Origin of the sequence: Pseudomonas sp. GL-B-26 (genome assembly GCF_019947405.1) — a bacterium.
Taxonomy (GTDB): domain Bacteria; phylum Pseudomonadota; class Gammaproteobacteria; order Pseudomonadales; family Pseudomonadaceae; genus Aquipseudomonas.
Genome location: NZ_JAGYGJ010000026.1, coordinates 1 through 18,270 on the forward strand (window position 1 = coordinate 1; position 18,270 = coordinate 18,270).

The 18,270-nt window shown below is 57.9% G+C and carries 18 protein-coding genes, 1 tRNA gene and 1 pseudogene; 13 read left to right on the forward strand and 7 right to left on the reverse strand.

What is annotated here, in order from left to right; genetic code table 11:
* Positions 1 to 193: 193 nt before the first annotated feature.
* The gene (locus KGB23_RS17650) at positions 194 to 667 is read right to left on the reverse strand and encodes a peroxiredoxin (RefSeq protein ID WP_008153083.1); all 474 of its coding nucleotides are present in this window, start codon (positions 665 to 667) and stop codon (positions 194 to 196) included.
* Positions 668 to 677: 10 nt separating this feature from the next.
* Positions 678 to 1,238, reverse strand: a complete 561-nt coding sequence (locus KGB23_RS17655; RefSeq protein WP_008034925.1) for a glycine cleavage system protein R — start codon at positions 1,236 to 1,238, stop codon at positions 678 to 680.
* A gap of 329 nt (positions 1,239 to 1,567) precedes the next feature.
* On the opposite strand from KGB23_RS17655, the gene dapA reads away from it, so the two are divergent.
* From dapA to KGB23_RS17685, 6 genes and pseudogenes are all read left to right on the forward strand, one after another.
* Positions 1,568 to 2,446, forward strand: coding sequence for a 4-hydroxy-tetrahydrodipicolinate synthase (dapA, locus tag KGB23_RS17660; protein WP_223431996.1), 879 nt, complete (start codon positions 1,568 to 1,570; stop codon positions 2,444 to 2,446).
* 17 nt (positions 2,447 to 2,463) lie between these two features.
* Positions 2,464 to 3,579 (forward strand): outer membrane protein assembly factor BamC, encoded by a 1,116-nt coding sequence (gene bamC / locus KGB23_RS17665; protein ID WP_223431997.1) that lies wholly within the window; start codon positions 2,464 to 2,466, stop codon positions 3,577 to 3,579.
* 4 nt (positions 3,580 to 3,583) lie between these two features.
* Positions 3,584 to 4,342: an MBL fold metallo-hydrolase gene (locus tag KGB23_RS17670; protein ID WP_223431998.1), complete on the forward strand. Its 759-nt coding sequence runs from the start codon at positions 3,584 to 3,586 to the stop codon at positions 4,340 to 4,342.
* A 28-nt stretch (positions 4,343 to 4,370) separates the two neighbouring features.
* On the forward strand, positions 4,371 to 5,084 hold the full coding sequence (purC, locus tag KGB23_RS17675) for a phosphoribosylaminoimidazolesuccinocarboxamide synthase (protein ID WP_008034929.1): 714 nt from the start codon (positions 4,371 to 4,373) through the stop codon (positions 5,082 to 5,084).
* Between the two features lie 83 nt (positions 5,085 to 5,167).
* A tRNA-Ser gene (locus tag KGB23_RS17680) sits at positions 5,168 to 5,257 on the forward strand.
* Between the two features lie 95 nt (positions 5,258 to 5,352).
* Positions 5,353 to 5,547, forward strand: a pseudogene (locus tag KGB23_RS17685) (transposase domain-containing protein); the annotation flags it as partial.
* A 173-nt stretch (positions 5,548 to 5,720) separates the two neighbouring features.
* On the opposite strand, the gene KGB23_RS17690 reads toward KGB23_RS17685, so the two are convergent.
* Both KGB23_RS17690 and KGB23_RS17695 read right to left on the reverse strand, forming a co-directional pair.
* On the reverse strand, positions 5,721 to 6,545 hold the full coding sequence (locus tag KGB23_RS17690) for a DUF1796 family putative cysteine peptidase (RefSeq protein ID WP_223431999.1): 825 nt from the start codon (positions 6,543 to 6,545) through the stop codon (positions 5,721 to 5,723).
* Positions 6,546 to 6,810: 265 nt separating this feature from the next.
* On the reverse strand, positions 6,811 to 7,977 hold the full coding sequence (locus KGB23_RS17695; RefSeq protein ID WP_223432053.1) for an MFS transporter: 1,167 nt from the start codon (positions 7,975 to 7,977) through the stop codon (positions 6,811 to 6,813).
* Positions 7,978 to 8,289: 312 nt separating this feature from the next.
* On the opposite strand from KGB23_RS17695, the gene KGB23_RS17700 reads away from it, so the two are divergent.
* The 4 genes from KGB23_RS17700 (at position 8,290) to KGB23_RS17715 (ending at position 10,635) form a co-directional block, all read left to right on the forward strand.
* Positions 8,290 to 8,634 (forward strand): hypothetical protein, encoded by a 345-nt coding sequence (locus KGB23_RS17700; protein ID WP_223432000.1) that lies wholly within the window; start codon positions 8,290 to 8,292, stop codon positions 8,632 to 8,634.
* 290 nt (positions 8,635 to 8,924) lie between these two features.
* Positions 8,925 to 9,116 carry a YegP family protein gene (locus KGB23_RS17705; protein WP_008074435.1) on the forward strand — a complete coding sequence of 64 codons (192 nt, stop codon included), beginning with the start codon at positions 8,925 to 8,927 and terminating at the stop codon, positions 9,114 to 9,116.
* 172 nt (positions 9,117 to 9,288) lie between these two features.
* Positions 9,289 to 10,212: a LysR substrate-binding domain-containing protein gene (locus tag KGB23_RS17710; RefSeq protein ID WP_223432001.1), complete on the forward strand. Its 924-nt coding sequence runs from the start codon at positions 9,289 to 9,291 to the stop codon at positions 10,210 to 10,212.
* Positions 10,213 to 10,269: 57 nt separating this feature from the next.
* Positions 10,270 to 10,635 carry a 5-carboxymethyl-2-hydroxymuconate Delta-isomerase gene (locus KGB23_RS17715; RefSeq protein WP_223432002.1) on the forward strand — a complete coding sequence of 122 codons (366 nt, stop codon included), beginning with the start codon at positions 10,270 to 10,272 and terminating at the stop codon, positions 10,633 to 10,635.
* A 3-nt stretch (positions 10,636 to 10,638) separates the two neighbouring features.
* On the opposite strand, the gene KGB23_RS17720 is transcribed toward KGB23_RS17715, so the two are convergent.
* The 3 genes from KGB23_RS17720 to KGB23_RS17730 all read right to left on the reverse strand — a co-directional run bounded on the left by KGB23_RS17720 (position 10,639) and on the right by KGB23_RS17730 (position 13,824).
* The gene (locus tag KGB23_RS17720; protein ID WP_223432003.1) at positions 10,639 to 11,574 is read right to left on the reverse strand and encodes a LysR family transcriptional regulator; all 936 of its coding nucleotides are present in this window, start codon (positions 11,572 to 11,574) and stop codon (positions 10,639 to 10,641) included.
* Between the two features lie 132 nt (positions 11,575 to 11,706).
* Positions 11,707 to 12,624 carry a DMT family transporter gene (locus tag KGB23_RS17725; RefSeq protein WP_223432004.1) on the reverse strand — a complete coding sequence of 306 codons (918 nt, stop codon included), beginning with the start codon at positions 12,622 to 12,624 and terminating at the stop codon, positions 11,707 to 11,709.
* A gap of 15 nt (positions 12,625 to 12,639) precedes the next feature.
* Positions 12,640 to 13,824, reverse strand: a complete 1,185-nt coding sequence (locus tag KGB23_RS17730; protein ID WP_223432005.1) for a cyanate transporter — start codon at positions 13,822 to 13,824, stop codon at positions 12,640 to 12,642.
* A 405-nt stretch (positions 13,825 to 14,229) separates the two neighbouring features.
* Between KGB23_RS17730 and KGB23_RS17735 the strand changes: the two genes are divergently transcribed.
* From KGB23_RS17735 to KGB23_RS17745, 3 genes are all read left to right on the forward strand, one after another.
* Positions 14,230 to 15,612, forward strand: a complete 1,383-nt coding sequence (locus KGB23_RS17735; protein ID WP_223432006.1) for a glutamine synthetase family protein — start codon at positions 14,230 to 14,232, stop codon at positions 15,610 to 15,612.
* A gap of 179 nt (positions 15,613 to 15,791) precedes the next feature.
* On the forward strand, positions 15,792 to 17,441 hold the full coding sequence (locus KGB23_RS17740; protein WP_223432007.1) for a phosphoethanolamine transferase: 1,650 nt from the start codon (positions 15,792 to 15,794) through the stop codon (positions 17,439 to 17,441).
* A 73-nt stretch (positions 17,442 to 17,514) separates the two neighbouring features.
* Positions 17,515 to 18,177, forward strand: coding sequence for a class I SAM-dependent methyltransferase (locus KGB23_RS17745; protein WP_223432008.1), 663 nt, complete (start codon positions 17,515 to 17,517; stop codon positions 18,175 to 18,177).
* Positions 18,178 to 18,270 lie beyond the last annotated feature (93 nt).

Here is an 18,270-nt window from a genome sequence, read left to right on the forward strand (position 1 = left end):
AGTAATCCATCTCCACAACCAAACGGATCGCCTCCGCTTTTTCCTCAGATGTAACAACCCGATATCCCATGATGATTCCTAAAGTCGACGCTCCTACATCATGGTCCAAAAATATTCGACCACTACACGGCAGCTCCTACAGGAGCGCTTCGGTCTGCGTAGGAGCTGCCGAAGGCTGCGATCTTTTTAGGTGTCAGGCCTTGTTCAGCGCCTGAGCCGCAGCCAATACCGCATCCACATGGCCCGGCACCTTCACTCCGCGCCATTCCTGACGCAGCACGCCGTCCTTGTCGATCAGGAAGGTGCTGCGATCAACGCCCATGTATTCTTTGCCATAGAGTTTTTTCAGCTTGATCACGTCGAACTGCTGGCAGAGCGCTTCTTCCTTGTCGCTGATCAGCTCAAAGGTGAACGCCTGCTTGGCCTTGAAATTTTCGTGTGATTTAAGGCTGTCGCGGGACACGCCGAAGACTTCGGTGTTGGCGGCTTTAAAAGCATCAAGCTGATCACGAAAGCCCTGACCCTGAGTGGTGCAGCCTGGCGTGCTGTCCTTCGGATAGAAGTAAATCACCACCTGCTTGCCTTTGAGGCTAGCGAGGTTGACGGTCTGCCCGCTGGTGGCGGGTGCTTCGAAGTCGGCAACCGGTTGGTCGATGGCAACGGCCATGAAAGCTTCCTTACATTGGGTTTTGTGGGCGCCACGGTTCGATAAGGGCATCCAGGTTCAGCGCGTCGGCGAAATCCAGGAACTGATCGCGCAGCCAGCTGATTTGCACGCCGGCCGGCAAGGTCACGGTAAACGTGGCATTGAGCATGGTGCCGCCGGTTTGCGGAGCCTGATAGGTGTCGCAGGTCAGGTTTTCCAGCTCGACGTTGTGGTCCATGAAGAACTGGCACAGCTCATTAATGATGTCCGAGCGGTAAGCCGAGCTGACATAGGCGACGTATGGCAGGGCCTGAGGGCGATTCTCCAGCGCCGCGCTGCGCACCACGTTGACCGTAAAGGCGTGCTTCTTGGCGAGGCTCGGCAGGCTGCCTTCGAGGCGCGCCAGGGCGTCCCAGCTGCCGGAGATCTCGAGGATCAACGCACTGCACTCGCCATGACGCGTCAGGCGAGAGGTGACCACGGCGCAGCGGTTTTCATGGCTGGCGCGGCACAGGACGTTAGTCAGCTCCATGGGGTTGGCGCCGAGGGCACTGATGACAAGGAATTGTTCGCGAACTGTGGGGGTGGACATGCAGCATTCCTAAAGCGATGAGCGGTCGATACTTCTACGGGCTTTTTTTACCGGGAGCGAGCCTGCGGATGCGAATTCAAAAAACCCGAGCCGCAAGGTTGCAACGTGCTCCAGAGTGGCAAGAGCGAGGGGTGGCAACGCTGGATCGGGGCTTGTGATGCCGAAAATGGAGGCTGGAACCCGGCGTACGAGCTTATCAGTACCGATCAAAGTCTGAAGGGTAGCGAAAAGCAGCGCCAAGGGGAATGGCAGCAGCGCAGTACTTCGCTTGTACAAGCATCTTGGCGCCAGTACCATTACCGCTCTCTTTTTCCGGCAGGAGCGGTTTCATGATTGCGGGCAGTATGGTGGCACTGGTCACACCCATGGATGCACAAGGGCGTCTTGACTGGGACAGCCTCAGCAAACTCGTGGACTTCCACCTTGAAAACGGCACCCATGCCATTGTCGCGGTCGGTACTACCGGCGAGTCGGCGACCCTCGATGTCAATGAGCACATCGCCGTCATCAAAGCCGTTGTCAAGCAGGTCAATGGCCGTATTCCGGTCATCGCCGGTACCGGCGCCAACTCGACCCGCGAAGCCGTCGAACTGACCCGCAACGCCAAGGATGCCGGCGCCGACGCCTGCCTTCTGGTCGTTCCGTACTACAACAAGCCGACCCAGGAAGGCTTGTACCAGCACTTCAAACACATCGCTGAAGCGGTCGACATTCCACAGATCCTCTATAACGTTCCCGGCCGCACTTCCTGCGACATGCAGGCCGAGACCGTGATTCGCCTGTCCACCGTGCCAAACATCATTGGTATCAAGGAAGCCACCGGCGACATGAAGCGTGCAAAGGCAATCCTTGATGGCGTGAGCAAGGACTTCATCGTGCTTTCCGGCGATGATCCGACCGCTGTCGAGCTGATCCTGATGGGCGGCAAGGGCAACATCTCCGTCACCGCCAACGTCGCCCCGCGCGAAATGGCTGACCTGTGCGAGGCCGCGCTCAAGGGCGACGCCGAGACTGCACGGGCAATCAACGAAAAATTGATGCCGCTGCACAAGGATCTGTTCATCGAAGCCAACCCGATTCCGGTGAAGTGGGCTTTGGTCGAAATGGGCCTGATGCACGAAGGCATTCGCCTGCCGCTGACCTGGCTGAGCGCACCTTGTCATGAAACGCTTCGCACGGCCCTGCGCCAGTGCAGCGTCCTGGTTTAATTGAGGAAGTACTACGCATGAAGCGATTGGCCGGACTTTCCGCACTTGCCTTGATCATCTCCAGCACCAGTGGCTGCGGATGGGTCTGGGGCCCGGAAGGTTATTTCCGTGACCGCGGTAGCGATTACCTGGAAGCGCAACAGACTGCACCCATGCAACTGCCGCCGGATGTCAGCACCGCCAAACGTCTGGATCCGCTGTTGCCGATCCCGCGCAACGTGGCCGATGACACCGTCAAGGGCGAGTACATCGTGCCTCGTCCGCAGCCGTTGTCGGCAGGGGCCGACGCCAGCGCCTACTCCCTGCAAAAGACCGGTGATTCGCGTTGGATCGTCGCGCAGAACCCGCCGGCCGAAGCCTGGCCAGTGGCTGTGCAGTTCTTCCAGGACAACGGTTTCCGTCTGGACGAACAGCGCCCGCAAACCGGCGAATTCACCACCACCTGGCAGCATTCCGACGAACTGTCCGCTGCGATGGCCAAGCGCCTGAGCGCAGCCGGTGTCGGCGCCGACAGCGAAACCCGTGTGCGGGTCCGCATCGAGCCAGGCGTGCAGCGCAACACCAGTGAAATCTACGTGGTCAGCGCCGAGCGTCCTGCTGGCAGCACCTCCGACGTGGCCTTCACCAACCGTTCGGTCAACACTGGCCTGGACGCGGCACTGGTCGACGACATGCTCGCGAGCATGAGCCGCATCTCGGAGAAGGGCGGTTCGGTCTCCATGCTGGCGTCGCGTGACTCCGATACGCCAAGTCGTGTCAGCCTGAGCGAAGACGGCAGCGGTAACCCTGTCCTGAACGTCGGCACCGATCTGGATCGTGCCTGGTCGAGCGTCGGTCGTGCGCTGGAGCAGGGCGAATGGCGCGTTGAAGACATCAACCGCAGCCTCGGTTTGTACTACATCAACCTGTCTGAAAAAGCCGAGAAGAAAGACGAGAAACCTGGTTTCTTCAGCGGCCTGTTCGGCAGCGCGCCGAGCAAGGAAGAAGTTGAAGCCCGTGCCGAGCGTTATCAGGTTCGCCTGAGCAAGGTTGGCGACAACGTCCAGGTCACCGTCGAGAAAAACATCAACACCGTGGCGCCAGCAGATGTGGCGCGCAAGGTATTGAGCGTGATTCAGGACAACCTGGGCTGATCACATGCGTTTTGCCGTTCTCGGCAGCGGTAGCCAAGGGAACGGCACGCTGATAGCCAGCGCTGACACGTATGTGCTGGTGGATTGTGGTTTCTCCCTGCGGGAAACCGAAAAACGCCTGCTGCGCCTGGGTGTGAACCCTGCGCAGCTGAGCGCGATACTCGTGACCCACGAACATGCCGACCACGTGCATGGCGTGGGTTTGCTGTCTCGGCGCTACAATCTGCCTGTCTACCTCAGTCGCGGTACCCTGCGCGGGATGCGCAAACCAATTGAACCGGCTGGCCTTCTGGCTGGCGGCGAGCAACTGCAGATCGGCGCACTGAGCATCGGCGTCATTGCCGTGGCCCATGATGCACATGAGCCGACGCAATATGTCTTCAGTGATGGTGAGCGGCGTTTTGGCCTGTTGACCGACCTGGGCTCGTATTGCAACAAGGTGCTGGACGGCTATCGGGACCTCGATGCGTTGATGATCGAGTCCAACCATTGCCGTGACATGCTGGCTCGCGGTCACTACCCGTACTTTCTCAAGCAGCGGGTAGGCGGTGAACTGGGGCATTTGAACAACCATCAGGCGGCATTCCTGGTGTCCGAGTTGGGCTGGCAAGGCCTGCAACACCTGGTCCTGGCCCATCTGAGCAGCAAGAACAACCTGCCGCAGCTGGCCCGGCAATGTTTTGTCGACACCCTCGGGTGCGACCCGGACTGGCTGCAACTGGCCGATCAAGATTCAGGGCTCGACTGGCGACACATCGCCTAGCCCACCTACTTAGCAAGCGGAGCCCATCATGGAAAAACGTGAAGAACTCTACCGCGGCAAAGCCAAATCGGTTTTCAAGACCGACGACGCTGACCGTTTGATCCTGCTGTTTCGCAACGACACTTCGGCGTTCGACGGCAAGCGCATCGAGCAGCTCGACCGCAAAGGCATGGTGAACAACAAGTTCAACGCCTTCATCATGCAGAAACTCGAAGCAGCCGGCGTGCCGACCCAATTCGACAAACTGCTGGGCGACAATGAATGCCTGGTGAAAAAACTCGACATGATCCCGGTCGAGTGCGTCGTGCGTAACTACGCCGCCGGCAGCCTGGTCAAGCGCCTGGGCGTCGAAGAGGGCATGAAGCTCAACCCTTACACCTTCGAACTGTTCCTGAAGGACGACGCCAAGGGCGACCCGTTCATCAACGAATCCCACGTTGTGGCCTTCGGTTGGGGCACCGCCGAGCAACTGGTTCGCATGAAAGAACTGTCGCTCAAGGTCAACGAAGTCCTGAGCAAACTGTTCGACGACGCCGGCCTGCTGCTGGTCGACTTCAAACTGGAATTCGGCGTGTTCTCCGACGGCTCCATCGTCCTGGGCGACGAATTCAGCCCGGACGGCTGCCGTCTGTGGGACAAGGCCACCGGTAAGAAAATGGACAAGGACCGCTTCCGTCAGGGCCTCGGTGACGTCATCGAAGCCTACGAAGAAGTCGCCAATCGTCTGGGCGTACCGCTTTAATCGACGCAAGCATCTGATAGCACGGAAAAATTTCGCTTAGGGGGTTCGCTTCCGGCAAAAGTGTTGTTATGATGCGCGCCGTTGGAGAGATGCCAGAGTGGCCGAATGGGACGGATTCGAAATCCGTTGTACCTTCACCGGTACCTAGGGTTCGAATCCCTATCTCTCCGCCATTATTGAATAAGACTAAGCCCCTGAAATTGTAAAAGATTTCAGGGGCTTTTTCGTTTCTGGCATTTCGTTCAGGGCAAGTTTGCCGCCTGTTTTCTGGCTGTTTAGCGATACCACCAACGGCGCTACCGCCAGCGCGCAGATCTATAGCCTGGTCGAGACCGCCAAGGTCAACGGCCAAGAGGCCTATACGTAGCTGCGTCACGTACTGGAGCGGTTGCCACAGGCCTCGTCGGTTGAGGACTACGAAGCGCTGCTGCCGTTGAACTGCTCGCCGGAAATGCCAAGGTAGATCGCTGCCCCGTCTTGGGGTAGGTGGGGTTTATGGAACGCTTACGGCCAAAGGCCCTCTCCCGGGCACCAAAACCTCGTAAACGCTCCACCGGAACCGTCCGACAAGCACGCCTTCCTCGCTCCATCGACCTAAGATGATTTCGTCAAGACGTGACTTAATGAAGGAGACAATCATTTTTCTGCAAGCTTCCTGAGAAATGGTTGCCACTTGTGCGTTGCTCCCTTCCAGTAATCACCTGAATCGCTCCAGTCGTTCGCTCCAGATATGCCCACTTCGGCGGTTTCAATCTTTCCACTCAATAATTGGCAGCCTGGGTCAGCAACGGCCAGCCGTGCCTGTGGGCAAACTGTTTTTAGCGCATCCAAGACCAGCAGGTAGTCCTCTTCGGAAGTCTGGAGTTCCTGCTCTTCTGGCATCGAGAATCGGCCGCGTTGGCGAACAAAGACAACATCCGGGGCCTCCGTGATAGTGTCAAACCACCGCTCAGTGACAAATTTCCACTTTGATGTGGCCTGCTCTACTTCCTCCAGCCAATTATCCGAAATGCCTCCGGATTCATCCCGCGAAAACTCATGGTGGAGGAAAACACCATAGCGGGTATTAATGACGGTTTCTAAACGTTTTCCGTTGAATGGGTGGAAGTAGTGCGACTTCTCGAGGAATCGTCTATCGGTGATGAACTTTAATCTTTCCGAGATCATCAGCGGGATTGACTGAAGTGGTGTAACTAGCCAGTCGAATGGCCCAGATAATTGGCGACCGAAAATGTTGCTTATTTGCCAAGCTACTTCGCATCGACCGCCCAAACTCGCAAACATTGGAGTTTGGCTAGCGCCGATTTTTTCTGCTTCCTGATCTCCCAAAGCCAAAAGCTTCTCCAGTTCTGAGATTCGATCACGTAGAGCCGCGCTTTCCTGCGAAATGGTTTCTATTGTTTGCTTTTTGCATATGACATATCCAAGCGAACCAATCATTTTTTGTATTTTGTTTTTCACTGAATAGTCCTTTCCAGTCCGCTTCAGGGCGGCTTATTGGTGCGGAGCATACCATGCTCATCATCCAGCAGAACGCCGGCCCAGTTGGACGTCGCGACCGCGAACTTGTGATCAAGTGCGAATGACGCTCAGCTCACAGACCGCGTTAAAGAGAAGATTTCAGGGGTTTTTTCGTTTCTGGCATTTCGTTCAGGGCAAGTTTGCCGCCTGTTTTCTCGGCGAGCGGTACGAGTTTCTCGCGAAACTCAGGCGGTATCGCTCTTTCCTATCGAACCTGAACTCTCGCCTGGATCACCCACAATCCCAGCAAAGTCAGAACAGCAAAGCCCCCACCCATCAAGAAAGTGCCTTGGAAGCCTACCGTGTCCCACAACGCTCCAGCGATGACGCTGGCCAGCAGCAAGGCCAACCCGGTCAACAGATTGAACATGCCAAATGCCGTTCCGCGCAGTTCAGCCGGCGCGCAATCGGCGATCAGGGCAGCGAATACCCCTTGGGTAAACCCCATGTGCAGCCCCCATAGAACGACGCCGACGACCAGGCCTTCGATGCCCGGCGCGAACGCCAGGGTCAGGTCGGCAGCAATCAGCAATATCAGACCCACGCCGAGCACTGCCACGCGGCTGACACGATCAGACAAGGCCCCGGCGGGATAGGCTGACAGTGAATACGCCACGCTCATCAGGACAAGCACCGCTGGCGCCCACATCGGCGCCAGCCCGACGGCCTGACCGCGCAGAATCAGAAAGGCTTCGCTGAAACGCGCCAGGGTGAACACCGCAGCGACACCCACCACCCACCAGTAGCCCGCGCCCAGTCGGACCAATTCCCGCCGGCTCAAAGGCGCACGCACCCGGTGCGTCCCTTCCACTTGTTTGGGCTCATGAACGAACACCAGCAGCACCGCGACGGCAAGGAAGGCCGGGATGACGGCCACCCAGAACACACTCTGGAAGTGGTTCGCGGTTAGCCACATCAATCCGATCGCCAGCAACGGTCCCAGGAATGCACCAACCGTATCAAGAGTTTGCCGCAGGCCGAAAGCTGCCCCCCGTATCTCGGGCGGCGTGATGTCGGCTACCAACGCATCGCGCGGGGCGCCGCGAATACCTTTGCCAATGCGGTCGATAAAACGCGCCCCGATCAGCCAGTCCAGCGAGCCCGCCAAAGGAAAGATCGGTTTGGACAGTGCCGCCAGTCCATAGCCCAGCGCCGCGAGCAATTTGCGCTTGCCCAATCGATCGCTGAGTGCCCCGGAGAATACCTTGGTGATCGAGGCCGTAGCTTCGGCTATGCCTTCGATGAGACCCACGGCCAAAACGGAGGTACCCAGTACTGTGACCATATAGAGCGGCAACAATGCATGGATCATCTCTGAGGAGATGTCCATCAGCATCGAGACGAAGCCCAGTGCCCAGATGCCGCCAGGCATGGTGCGCCAGACGTTGCCGGTTGACGTCTTCTTGATTGGCGCAGTAACCGAAGTGCCACCTGACTTGTCAGTGGTTTTCATCATGAGCCTCGAAAACCTGTTTTGGCGTAGGCATCCATTAGCGCCCCGCACCCCAGCAGCCGCGTTGCCGCTACCTCCGCCAAGATACGCTGTATCTATGAGTGATTTCGATCAACAGATTGCGCAATCTGCTGAAGAGAGTCGCCTTTCTGCCAGCGATGGCTTTCGGTGTAACCCTGGTCATTAGCTATCATGCAATACAGAGCAAATCACCGGATGACGGGGGAATGCATGAACAGATGGCGACGGATTTGGGTGTTTGTGAAGCTGCTGGCAGCATTTGCCGCCTGTGTGGCCGTTGCTGTTCAGGCTTTTAACTACATGTTGGAAAGTCCCGACGCAGCGCAGATGCACCCTTTGAGCATTTTGGTTGTTGGACTGATCTTTGGCTTCATCACCTATGGAATCCTTTCACTGATTGAAAGGGCTATACGGGGTTTCCTGCCCCATCCTGACCCAGTCACCACCACGGTAGCGGCTCAACCTCAAACAGAACTTGAGGAAGATGCCGGGCTGATGGAAGAACAGCCTTTGGCCCTGTCAGCCGACGATTCAACTCAGCAAAAAAATCAGTGAACAGTCCGTATGGCATGGATTACTGGGCGATCACCAAAGGCTCGAATCAGAGTTTTTGCGTCGGACCAGACAGCACCGCAGCGTAAGAAAAATATGCCTCTTCAAGGGAAAAGTTACTCAGCGCAGTCACCCAATTTACCGCCCCCCGAATCTATTGGTCGTCCCGCCAATCAAGGCTGTATCTGCGAAACATCCCCTGACATTGAAAGACCCTGCTGCAAAAAGTCCTCATCTACTCTCGTTTCGCAGGTCACTGATCTGCCGTCATCAGCAATCGCAAGGAGCGAGCAATGTATTTTGAGATTTACAGGCAAACCCGTGGCATCGCACAGACCGGCAAAGGTCAATGGCGGTGGCGTTTGAGGGCGGGAAACCATGAAACGATTGCCAGCGGGGAGGCTTACGTCAACAAGTCTGATTGTGTGCATGCCATCAGTTTGATCAAAGGGACCCACGATCAGACCCCGGTCAAGGAAATCTAGGCTTCAGGCGGTGAAGCTGCTCAGTCAGAGCAGCTTCGTTTCAGCGGGCGGTCTTACGGTTGTGAGCGCCGCTGCCTGAATCTGGATTAAACGTAAACTGCTCGAGTCGCATAGACGCCGATTGCGACACCTACCTAAACTGTTAGCAGATTTGGGGGCGCGGGGTCAGTGGATGAATCGTAACGAACTACGCAAGGCCGACATCAACCTGATGGTGGTGTTTGAAACGCTGATGCTCGAACGCAACGTCACCCGGGTGGCGGAAAAGTTGTTTCTCGGCCAGCCGACCATCAGTTCGGCACTCAATCGCTTGCGCACGATGTTCAACGACCCGCTGTTCATTCGCGTCGGGCATCGTATGGAGCCGACGGCGCGGGCCGAGGAGATTATTCTGCACCTGTCGCCGGCGCTTGATTCGTTGTCGGTGGCGTTGAGCCTGACCCATAATTTCGACCCCGCCAGCAGCACCATGACTTTTCGTATCGGGCTGTCGGACGATGTCGAGTTTGGCCTGCTGCCGCCGTTGCTGCGTGCCTTGCGCCAGGAAGCACCCAAGGTGGTGTTCGTGGTGCAGCATGTCGATTACTGGCGGATTCCGGATTTGCTGGCGTCGGGCGACATCACGGTTGGTATCAGCCAAACTCGCGGGCTGCCGGCTAACGCCAAGCGCAAGTTATTGCGGCACATCCTGCCCTGCATTTTGCGCGCGGACGCATCGGATACTCCGCTGACACTCGATGAATATTGCGCGCGACCGCACGTGCTGGTTTCTCACACCGCCAATGTCAGTGGTTACGCCGATGAGTGGCTGGCGGAGATTGGTCGTACGCGCCAAGTCGTCCTTTCCGTGCCGCAATACAGCTCGCTACCGGCCTTGCTCGCCGGGACAGATCTGATCGCCAGTCTGCCGGATTACGCCGCCGAAGCGATGGCCGCGTCCGGCCAGCTGTTCAAGGAACCGTTCCCGTTCAAGGCGCCGACCCTGGATCTGTCGATGGTCTGGCTCAGTCATGTCGATACGGACCCCGCCGAGCGCTGGTTGAGGTCGCGGCTGGAGGCGTTCATGAGTGAACGCTCGCTTTTACCGCCCGAGTGAGTAGGGCGATGCTGTGTTATATGTACGACCTTTCTGCCCACTTTCAGGAGCTCAGTCATGCCTCACCTGCACATGGAATACACCGCCAACCTGCCCGAGCTCAATGCCGACATGGCGTTGATCCGGCTCAACAATGCGTTGGTGGCTTCCGGTCAGTTTGCTGCCGAATACGACATCAAGAGCCGAGCGGTGAAGGTTGAGACGTTCAAGGTCGGCACGGTGTCAGGTGAGCGAGCCTTTGTGCATGTGAAACTGGCGCTGTTGAGCGGTCGTTCACCGCAGATCAAGCAGCAGTTGTCCGAAAGTTTGCTGGCCGTGGTGCAGGAGCTGTGTGAATGGCCGACGGACATTGAAGTCCAACTGGCCGTGGAAATCCTCGACATCGATCGAGAGTCCTACACCAAGATTGCCATCAGCCACTGAGTTTCAGGCCATTTCCTGCTCGGCGCAGGCCTTGACCACTTGCTCGCGCAGCCAGGTGTTGGCGCTGTCCTGATCGACATTCTGGCTCCACTGCATGTCGAGGCTGAAACCGGGCAAGCCGTTGGGCGCTTCGCAATGATTGAAGATCGCGTCGTTGGCCAGCAATTGCTGGATACGCCGAGGCAGGGTCAGGATGAAGTCGGTGCCGGTGATCATCTTCAGTGCCGCGCTGTAGCTGTTGGAGCGCGCGACGATCTGCCGTTTTTGCGCCTGCTGCGCCAGCCAGCCGTCGACCATGTTGGTGGTGGAAGTCCAGGGTGTCGGGAACACGTGCCGGCGTTCGACGAAGGCTTGCAGGCTTAAACGTGGCTCCGGCGGTGTGGCACGTTTATCGAAGACACAGACCAGGTCGTCCTCCAGCAGCAGCCGGGATTTGAAATCGCCATGACTGCGATGAAAGTTCGGGCCGAAGCAAATCACCAGGTCGAGGCTGCCGTCGCGTAGCTCTTCGGCCGGGATGTCGGTTTCGAACTTTTGCATGTTGACCATCACTGGAAGGTCGGCGAAATCGAAGCTTTTCAACAGACGCGGCAGGATCAACTGCTCGAAGTATTCCGGCGCGCAGATATTGAAGGTGACTGGTTGCAGGGTGGGGTCGAATGCTGGCGCACCGGCGTGACACAGGTTGATGCTTTCCAGGATCTTCAGCACGTGGGCGTACATGGTGCTGGCTTTGTAGGTAGGGCGCATACCCGCGCGGGTATTGATGAACAGCTCGTCTTCGAAACTGGTGCGCAGCTTTTTCAGGCAGTAACTCACGGTGGACTGGCTGACGCAGAGCGCCTCGGATACACCGCTGACGCTGCTTTGCTCATACACGGCGATAAACACCATGAGGTCCTGCATATCGAGCTTTCTAAGCAAGTTACTGTTCAACATCCGTTCCGTCTCGCTGTGCTCCTTGCGCTGACTGTGCGCAAACTTGTGCGAGTGATCCTAACGGAACGATGGTGCCAGGAGAATGCCTTGTAGGAGTTTTCATGGAAAGTTGTGGGGCGGTTCCAGAGTCCCTCAGCCCTGAACGGCTGCGGGCACCCCGCGGCGGCTGGACATCAGCAGTGCCCACATACCGACTCCCACCAGCAGCGCGCCGATGATTTCCAGCGGCAGTGGCGACTGACGTAACCAGAACCAGTGAAACAATGTGAGGAACAGCGTACTCAGGTAAATGTAGGAAATGACCGAGGAAGGGGCGATGACGCCGATGGCCCGATGCAGCAACCAGAAGGTCGCCAGCGTGGCGAACACCGCCAGGTAAATCAGCCACCAGAAATCGCTCACGGTCAGCAATGACGCCGATCGCCAGCCGCCGCTGAACCCACAGAATGCCAGCAGAAACAGCGCGCCGAACAGCATGTTCCAGAAAGTCATGCCCACCGGGCCGCGCCCCTTGAGGCTGCTGGCCTTGAGTCGTTGACTCAGGGGCGAGTAGAGCGCCATCACCAGGCAACCAACGCCATATACCGACACTGCATACAGCGAAGGTAGCTCACCCGGGCCTGCGCCTTTCAAAACCAGCAACCCGGCCCCGGCAGCGGCAATCAGCATCGGCAGCACCCGCTGTTTCAGGTTGCTGTCGGGCATCAATACGGCTTCGAACAGCAAGGTCAGCAGTGGCACCAAGGTGAACATCGTTCCAGTATTGACGGCCGAGGTGTAGCGCAGTGCCTCGAACAGCGAGCCGAAATACACCGCGAGCAGCAAGCCGAGCACGGCATGGCCGAACAGTCCGCGGGCGGTCATGGCGGTATCGCCCTTGAACAGCAGCAGCGGCAAAAACACCAGGGCGCAGAACAGCAGGCGCAAACCGGTCAGCAGGATCGGGTCGATGGCCTGGCTGACCTGTGCTGCCGCAGAAAACGAAGCCGCGATCAACAGTGCCCAGAGCAGCATGCCGACGTGAGCGGCGGCGAAACCGGTGTGTTTCATGGTGGGGTATCCGGGTCAGTGAATGTGTTGGGCGTAATGCCGCGGATCGAAGCGCAAAACCATCAGGATCATCAGTGCCATCACGCCGGTCAGTGACCACCAGGCCCATTCGAAGCTGCCAAGCTGATCGCGGATCAACCCGGCAATCAGCGGCGATAGACCGGCGATCAGGTAGCCGATGCCTTGCACGAACGCGGTCAGGCCTCCGGCACGCTGGGGATTGTCCAAATGATCCAGGGACACGATCAGGCTCATCGGGAACAGTCCGCCGATGCCGAGCCCCAACAGACATGGCCACAACAGACTCAGGTACTGCGGGCTGAGAATAAGTCCGCAGAAACCGGCCATGATCAGCGCCAGCAACACCACCAGCACCACGCGCCGGTCACGGCTGCGGTTGGCGATGGCTGGTGTCAGCAGGCCGGACAACACTTCCATGGCGGTTAGGAAACCCAGCAGCAATCCGGCGTTTTGTTCGCTCCAACCCTTTTCCACGTAGTACGGCGCCAGCCAGGCCAGCACACAGGTGTAGGACGCCGTGCCCAGGCCGAAGAAGATGGCGAGCAGCCAGGCGCGGGAATTGCCGAAGAAGGAGCCATTGCGCTGCGCCTGAGCAGGCTGCGCCGGCAGCCGTTCACGTTGCACGCACCAAAACAGCAACGCTATCAGCGCCAGCGCCGCCCAGATCGCCAGGCCTACGCGCCAGCTGCCAGTGCGGATCATCACCAGCGGCGCAAACGACGCCGCAATCGCTGCGCCGGTCATTATCGACGTGACGTAGAGCCCCATGCACACGGAAACGTTGTCGCTGAAGCGGGATTTGATCAGCGCCGGCATCAACGCCTGGATCAGCGCGATACCGATACCCGCCAGCACGGCGCTGAGGATCAGTTCGGCCGCCGAATCGAGGAATAACCGCGACACCGTGGCCACGCCGATGATCAGCAGCGAGAGCACCACGGTGCGTTGTTCGCCGATTCGTTGGCTGACGCCCAGCCCAAAGAACATCGCCAGCCCCATTGCCATCACTGGCAGCATGGTCAACAGCGAGGCCAGGCTGAAACTCAGTGCAATGTCACCGCGAATCGCCGACAGCAAAGGACCAATCGCGGCCATGGAAGGCCGCAGGTTCAGGGCGACAAGAATGATGCTGAACATCAGCCAGAGGGCGGGGCGGGAGATTGCGCGAACGTTTTCCATCTATCGGACCTTGAATGACAAGGAGCCGATTAGGCGCGCGAGGCCTAGGGGCCGCAAATCAGAAAGTCCGAAGCAGTATTTAGAAATTAAATAGTTCTGCTGCGACGCGAGCCCCAATGTGAATGTTTAGCCATATCGCAACCAAAGTTCTTCAAATCCCGATTTAACGACTTAACCTCCCGTGTGACGCTGCTGCTCACCTGTTCTCTGCGGTTTTATCTATGGACGGTTGTCCCGTCGCACTTCCCTCCGAATTAGCCTTTTGGGCGCTGTGGCACTGCCGTCACGCGCGCCCACCGGATTCCTGCCTTTCCCGTTGATTGTTCCTACAGTTCCCGCACTGCGTGCCGGGATCAAAACGGCGACGCCTGTGCGTTTGCCTGACGCGGAAATAAGAGAATTCCCATGAGTATTGCCACGACATCTTTCGCCTCCAAGCAAGAAGCCCAGACCTTTCTGGAGCAGAACCCGGATATCGAGATGTTCGAGTTGTTCATCCTCGACAACAACGGTGTGCCTCGGGGCAAATTGCTGCACCGCGATGAATTGCTGGCGGTGTACGAAAGCGGGCGGCCATTGCCGAGTACCATTCTTGGCCTGACCATCAATGGCGATGACGTGGAAAACTCCGGCCTGGTCTGGGACGTTGGCGATATCGACTGCCGGGCGTACCCGATCAGCGGCAGTTTGACGCGCATGCCGTGGCGGCTGATTCCTACGGCGGCGGTGCAGGTCAGCATGCACCCGACGGAGGGGATGCCCGCGACGATTGCCGATCCACGGCATCTGCTGGCGAAAGTCATCGAAGGCTTGCAGGCCGACGGTTATTACCCGGTGATGGCGGCGGAGCTGGAGTTCTACCTGCTGGATCAGCAGCGCGACAGCAACGGTCGGCCGCAACCGGCGCGGGATGTCGATGGCGGGCGGCCGCGAGGGACTCAGGTCTACGGTTTGCGTGAACTGGAACAGATCGAGCCGTTTCTGGCCGATCTTTACAGCGCCTGCAAACTCCAGGGCATTCCCGCGCGCACGGCGATTTCCGAATACGCGCCGGGGCAAGTGGAAATCACCCTCGAACACCGCACCGACGCCTTGCAGGCGATGGACGAGGCGGTACGCTACAAACGACTGGTCAAGGGCGTGGCGCACAAGCACGGGATGACGGCGTGCTTCATGGCCAAACCGTTCGATGACCTGGCGGGCACTGGCATGCACATGCACGTCAGCCTGGCGGACAAGGAGGGCAACAACCTGTTCGCCAGCGAAGCCCCGGACGGCACGCCACTGCTCAAACAGGCGGTCGGCGGGATGCTCAGTACCTTGCTCGATTCGTTGCTGCTGTTCTGCCCGAACGCCAACTCCTACCGTCGCTTCCAGACCAACAGCTATGCGCCGCTGGCACCCACGTGGGGCGTGGACAATCGCACCGTGAGTTTGCGCGTGCCCGGCGGGCCGGCGTTTTCCCGGCATATCGAACACCGCATCTGTGGCGCCGACGCCAACCCGTATCTGGCGGCCGCGGCGATTCTGGCCGGGATCCATCGCGGTATACGCGAACAGCTCGATCCAGGCGCGCCGGTGGAGGGCAATGGGTACGCCCAGGCCACGGAGCTGTTACCGACTGACTGGCTGACCACGTTGCGAGCGCTGGAAGGTTCGGGCTGGGCACGGGAAGCGTTCGGTGGTCAGTTCCTCGGCGTGTACCTGGCAGTAAAACGTGCCGAGTATCGACAGTTCATGGGCGAAGTCGGCGAGCAGGACTGGCGTTGGTATTTGAATCAAGCCTGAACAGAACCTGAACCATTCTCAAATAAGTTGAGCGCTTTGGCCTCATACCATGAGCCAACTAATCGTTGGCTTCTTTTTCACAAAAAATTGATGGTTGGCAGCCTAAAATTAGTGCTGTCACGGTAAATGAAATTTTCACATTTGCCGAAGGCACTTCTTTTCAGGAACAGCCGATCATCATGTTGAAGATTAAAGCCGTGCGCCCCGAGTGGGTGACACTGATTGCCAGTGCCTTTCTATTAACGGGCTTCAATCTTGTTCTCTGGCAACACCTGTTTGAAATCACGGCCTCTGACGGTCAAGGCATCGTCATGCGCGTGGCGTTCGGCTTGATGATTCTGGCTGCCTTCAACATTGTGCTGACCCTGCTGGCTTTCCGACCCGTGATGAAGCCGGTCCTGACGCTGATCTTCATGGTCAGTGCGGGCGTGGCGTACTTCATGAGCCAATATGGTGTTTTGATTGATACCGGCATGTTGCGTAACTTTGCTCAAACCAATGCGACGGAAGTGCGTGACTTACTCTCGATCAAGTTGCTTGTTTATATTGTTTTGCTCGGTGTATTGCCGTCCTGTTTGTTATGGAGAACGCCGGTTAGTTACCGTCGCTGGCACCGTGAACTACTCAGTAAAATTCTCGTGAGTGTCGCATCAGTTGCCGTGATCGGTGGTGTCGCACTGGTTAACTATCAAGGCTTGTCCTCATTGTTTCGCAATCACCATGAATTGCGCCTGATGGTAGTGCCAAGCAACTACATCGGTGCCTCTTTCGGCTTTCTGCGTGAGCAGGTCGCGTCTGCGCGGCAACCCTTTGTCACACTGGGCGAAGATGCCCAGCGAAATCCCGCCTGGCAAACCCATGGCCGAAAATCCCTGACCGTGCTGGTGGTGGGCGAAAGTGCCCGGGCCGAGAACTTCGGCATTCTGGGGTATAACCGTGACACCACACCGAAACTGAGTAAAGAGGCCGGCTTGATCGCGTTCACCGACGTGCATTCCTGCGGGACGGAAACAGCAGTGTCGGTGCCGTGCATGTTCTCCGACATGGGCCGCAAGGATTACAACGCCAGCAAGGCAAAGAACCAGGAAGGCCTGCTGGATGTACTCAAACGCGCGGGTCTCGACGTGATCTGGCGCGATAACCAATCGGGCTGCAAAGGCACTTGCGATCGGGTTACCGTCGACGACGTCAGTAACCTGAAAGACCCGGTGCTGTGCGCCAATAGCGAATGCCGCGATGAAATCCTGCTGCAGGGTTTGCAGCACTTCATCGATACCCTGGATAAAGACACGGTGCTGGTGTTGCATCAGATGGGCAGTCACGGTCCGGAATACTTCAAGCGCTACCCGAAAGAATACGAGCGCTTCACCCCGGTTTGTGAAAGTAACGCCCTGAACAATTGCAGTCGCGAAAGTATCGTCAATGGCTACGACAACACCCTGGTGTATACCGACCACGTGCTGTCCACCCTGATCGATTTGTTGCGTAGTAATCAGGACAAAGTTGATACCGCAATGCTCTATCTGTCGGACCACGGCGAATCCCTGGGCGAGTACAACTTGTTCCTGCATGGCACGCCTTACATGCTGGCGCCGGAACAACAAAAGCATGTCGCGATGCTGGCCTGGTTTTCCGACAGCTATCAAAAGTCGTTCTCGGTGGACACCCATTGCCTGCAACTGAGTCGCGACAAGCCCTTGAGCCAGGACAACCTGTTCCATTCGATGCTCGGTCTGCTGGAGGTCCAGAGCAAGGTGTACAAGCAGAATCTGGATATGTTTGCTGGATGTCGTGGTGCGGTGATCGACGGCGTGTTGGCCACAGAGTGAGTACCTCAACCTTTTTTTCATGCGCCGGTCGCTAACGTGCGGCCGGCAGAGTTTCCTCCGAGAGCCATTGCACATGTCCGCTCAACCCCCATCTGCCATCGAGCTTGAGATCGCCCGGCGCTACGATCAGGAGCACGCCCGCGTCTGTCTTCAGCCGCGACCGCGTGGCCTGGCCGGGCGGTTGACGTTCTGGCGTGACGAGCAATTGGTGCGCAACGCGCTCAAGGCTGCCGGCGAGCCGGGCCTGGTTCTCGATGTGGCCTGCGGTGTCGGGCGCTTCTGGCCGGTACTGGCCGAGCATGCAAACCGGGTGATCCTCGCAGCCGATCCGTCTCAGGACATACTCGATCATGCCCGCACCCACCATCCGCAGAGCCTGCTGAAACGGGTCAAGACCTTTCAGAGTTCAGCGTTCACCATCGGCTTGTCGGCGAATGCGGTTGACTGCATTTTTTGCATGCAGTTGTTTCAACACATCGCCTGCCCCGAGCATCGTTTGGCCATGCTTAAGGAGTTTCATCGGGTCAGTCGCGATACGGTGATTGTGGCGGTACGGGTCGATGCTCATTTCAAAGGCCGGCGCACGGATGCACAGGGCGCTCCGCCCCGACCGTTGGCCAGCAAGGCCGACGTGGAAGCCGAGTTCAAGCGCGCAGGTTTGCGCTTGCTCAGTCATCAGGACTTCCTGCCCGGCTGTGCGCGGATGCGCGTCTACGTACTGCGTAAGGCCGGCTAGTCTCCGCTTGTCAGACATTTCTTGCTGTTTTGCAGGAGTTTTCGCTAAAGCTCTTGTTCAGTGAATGCGCGGAAATCGCCGGGGGCGATATAT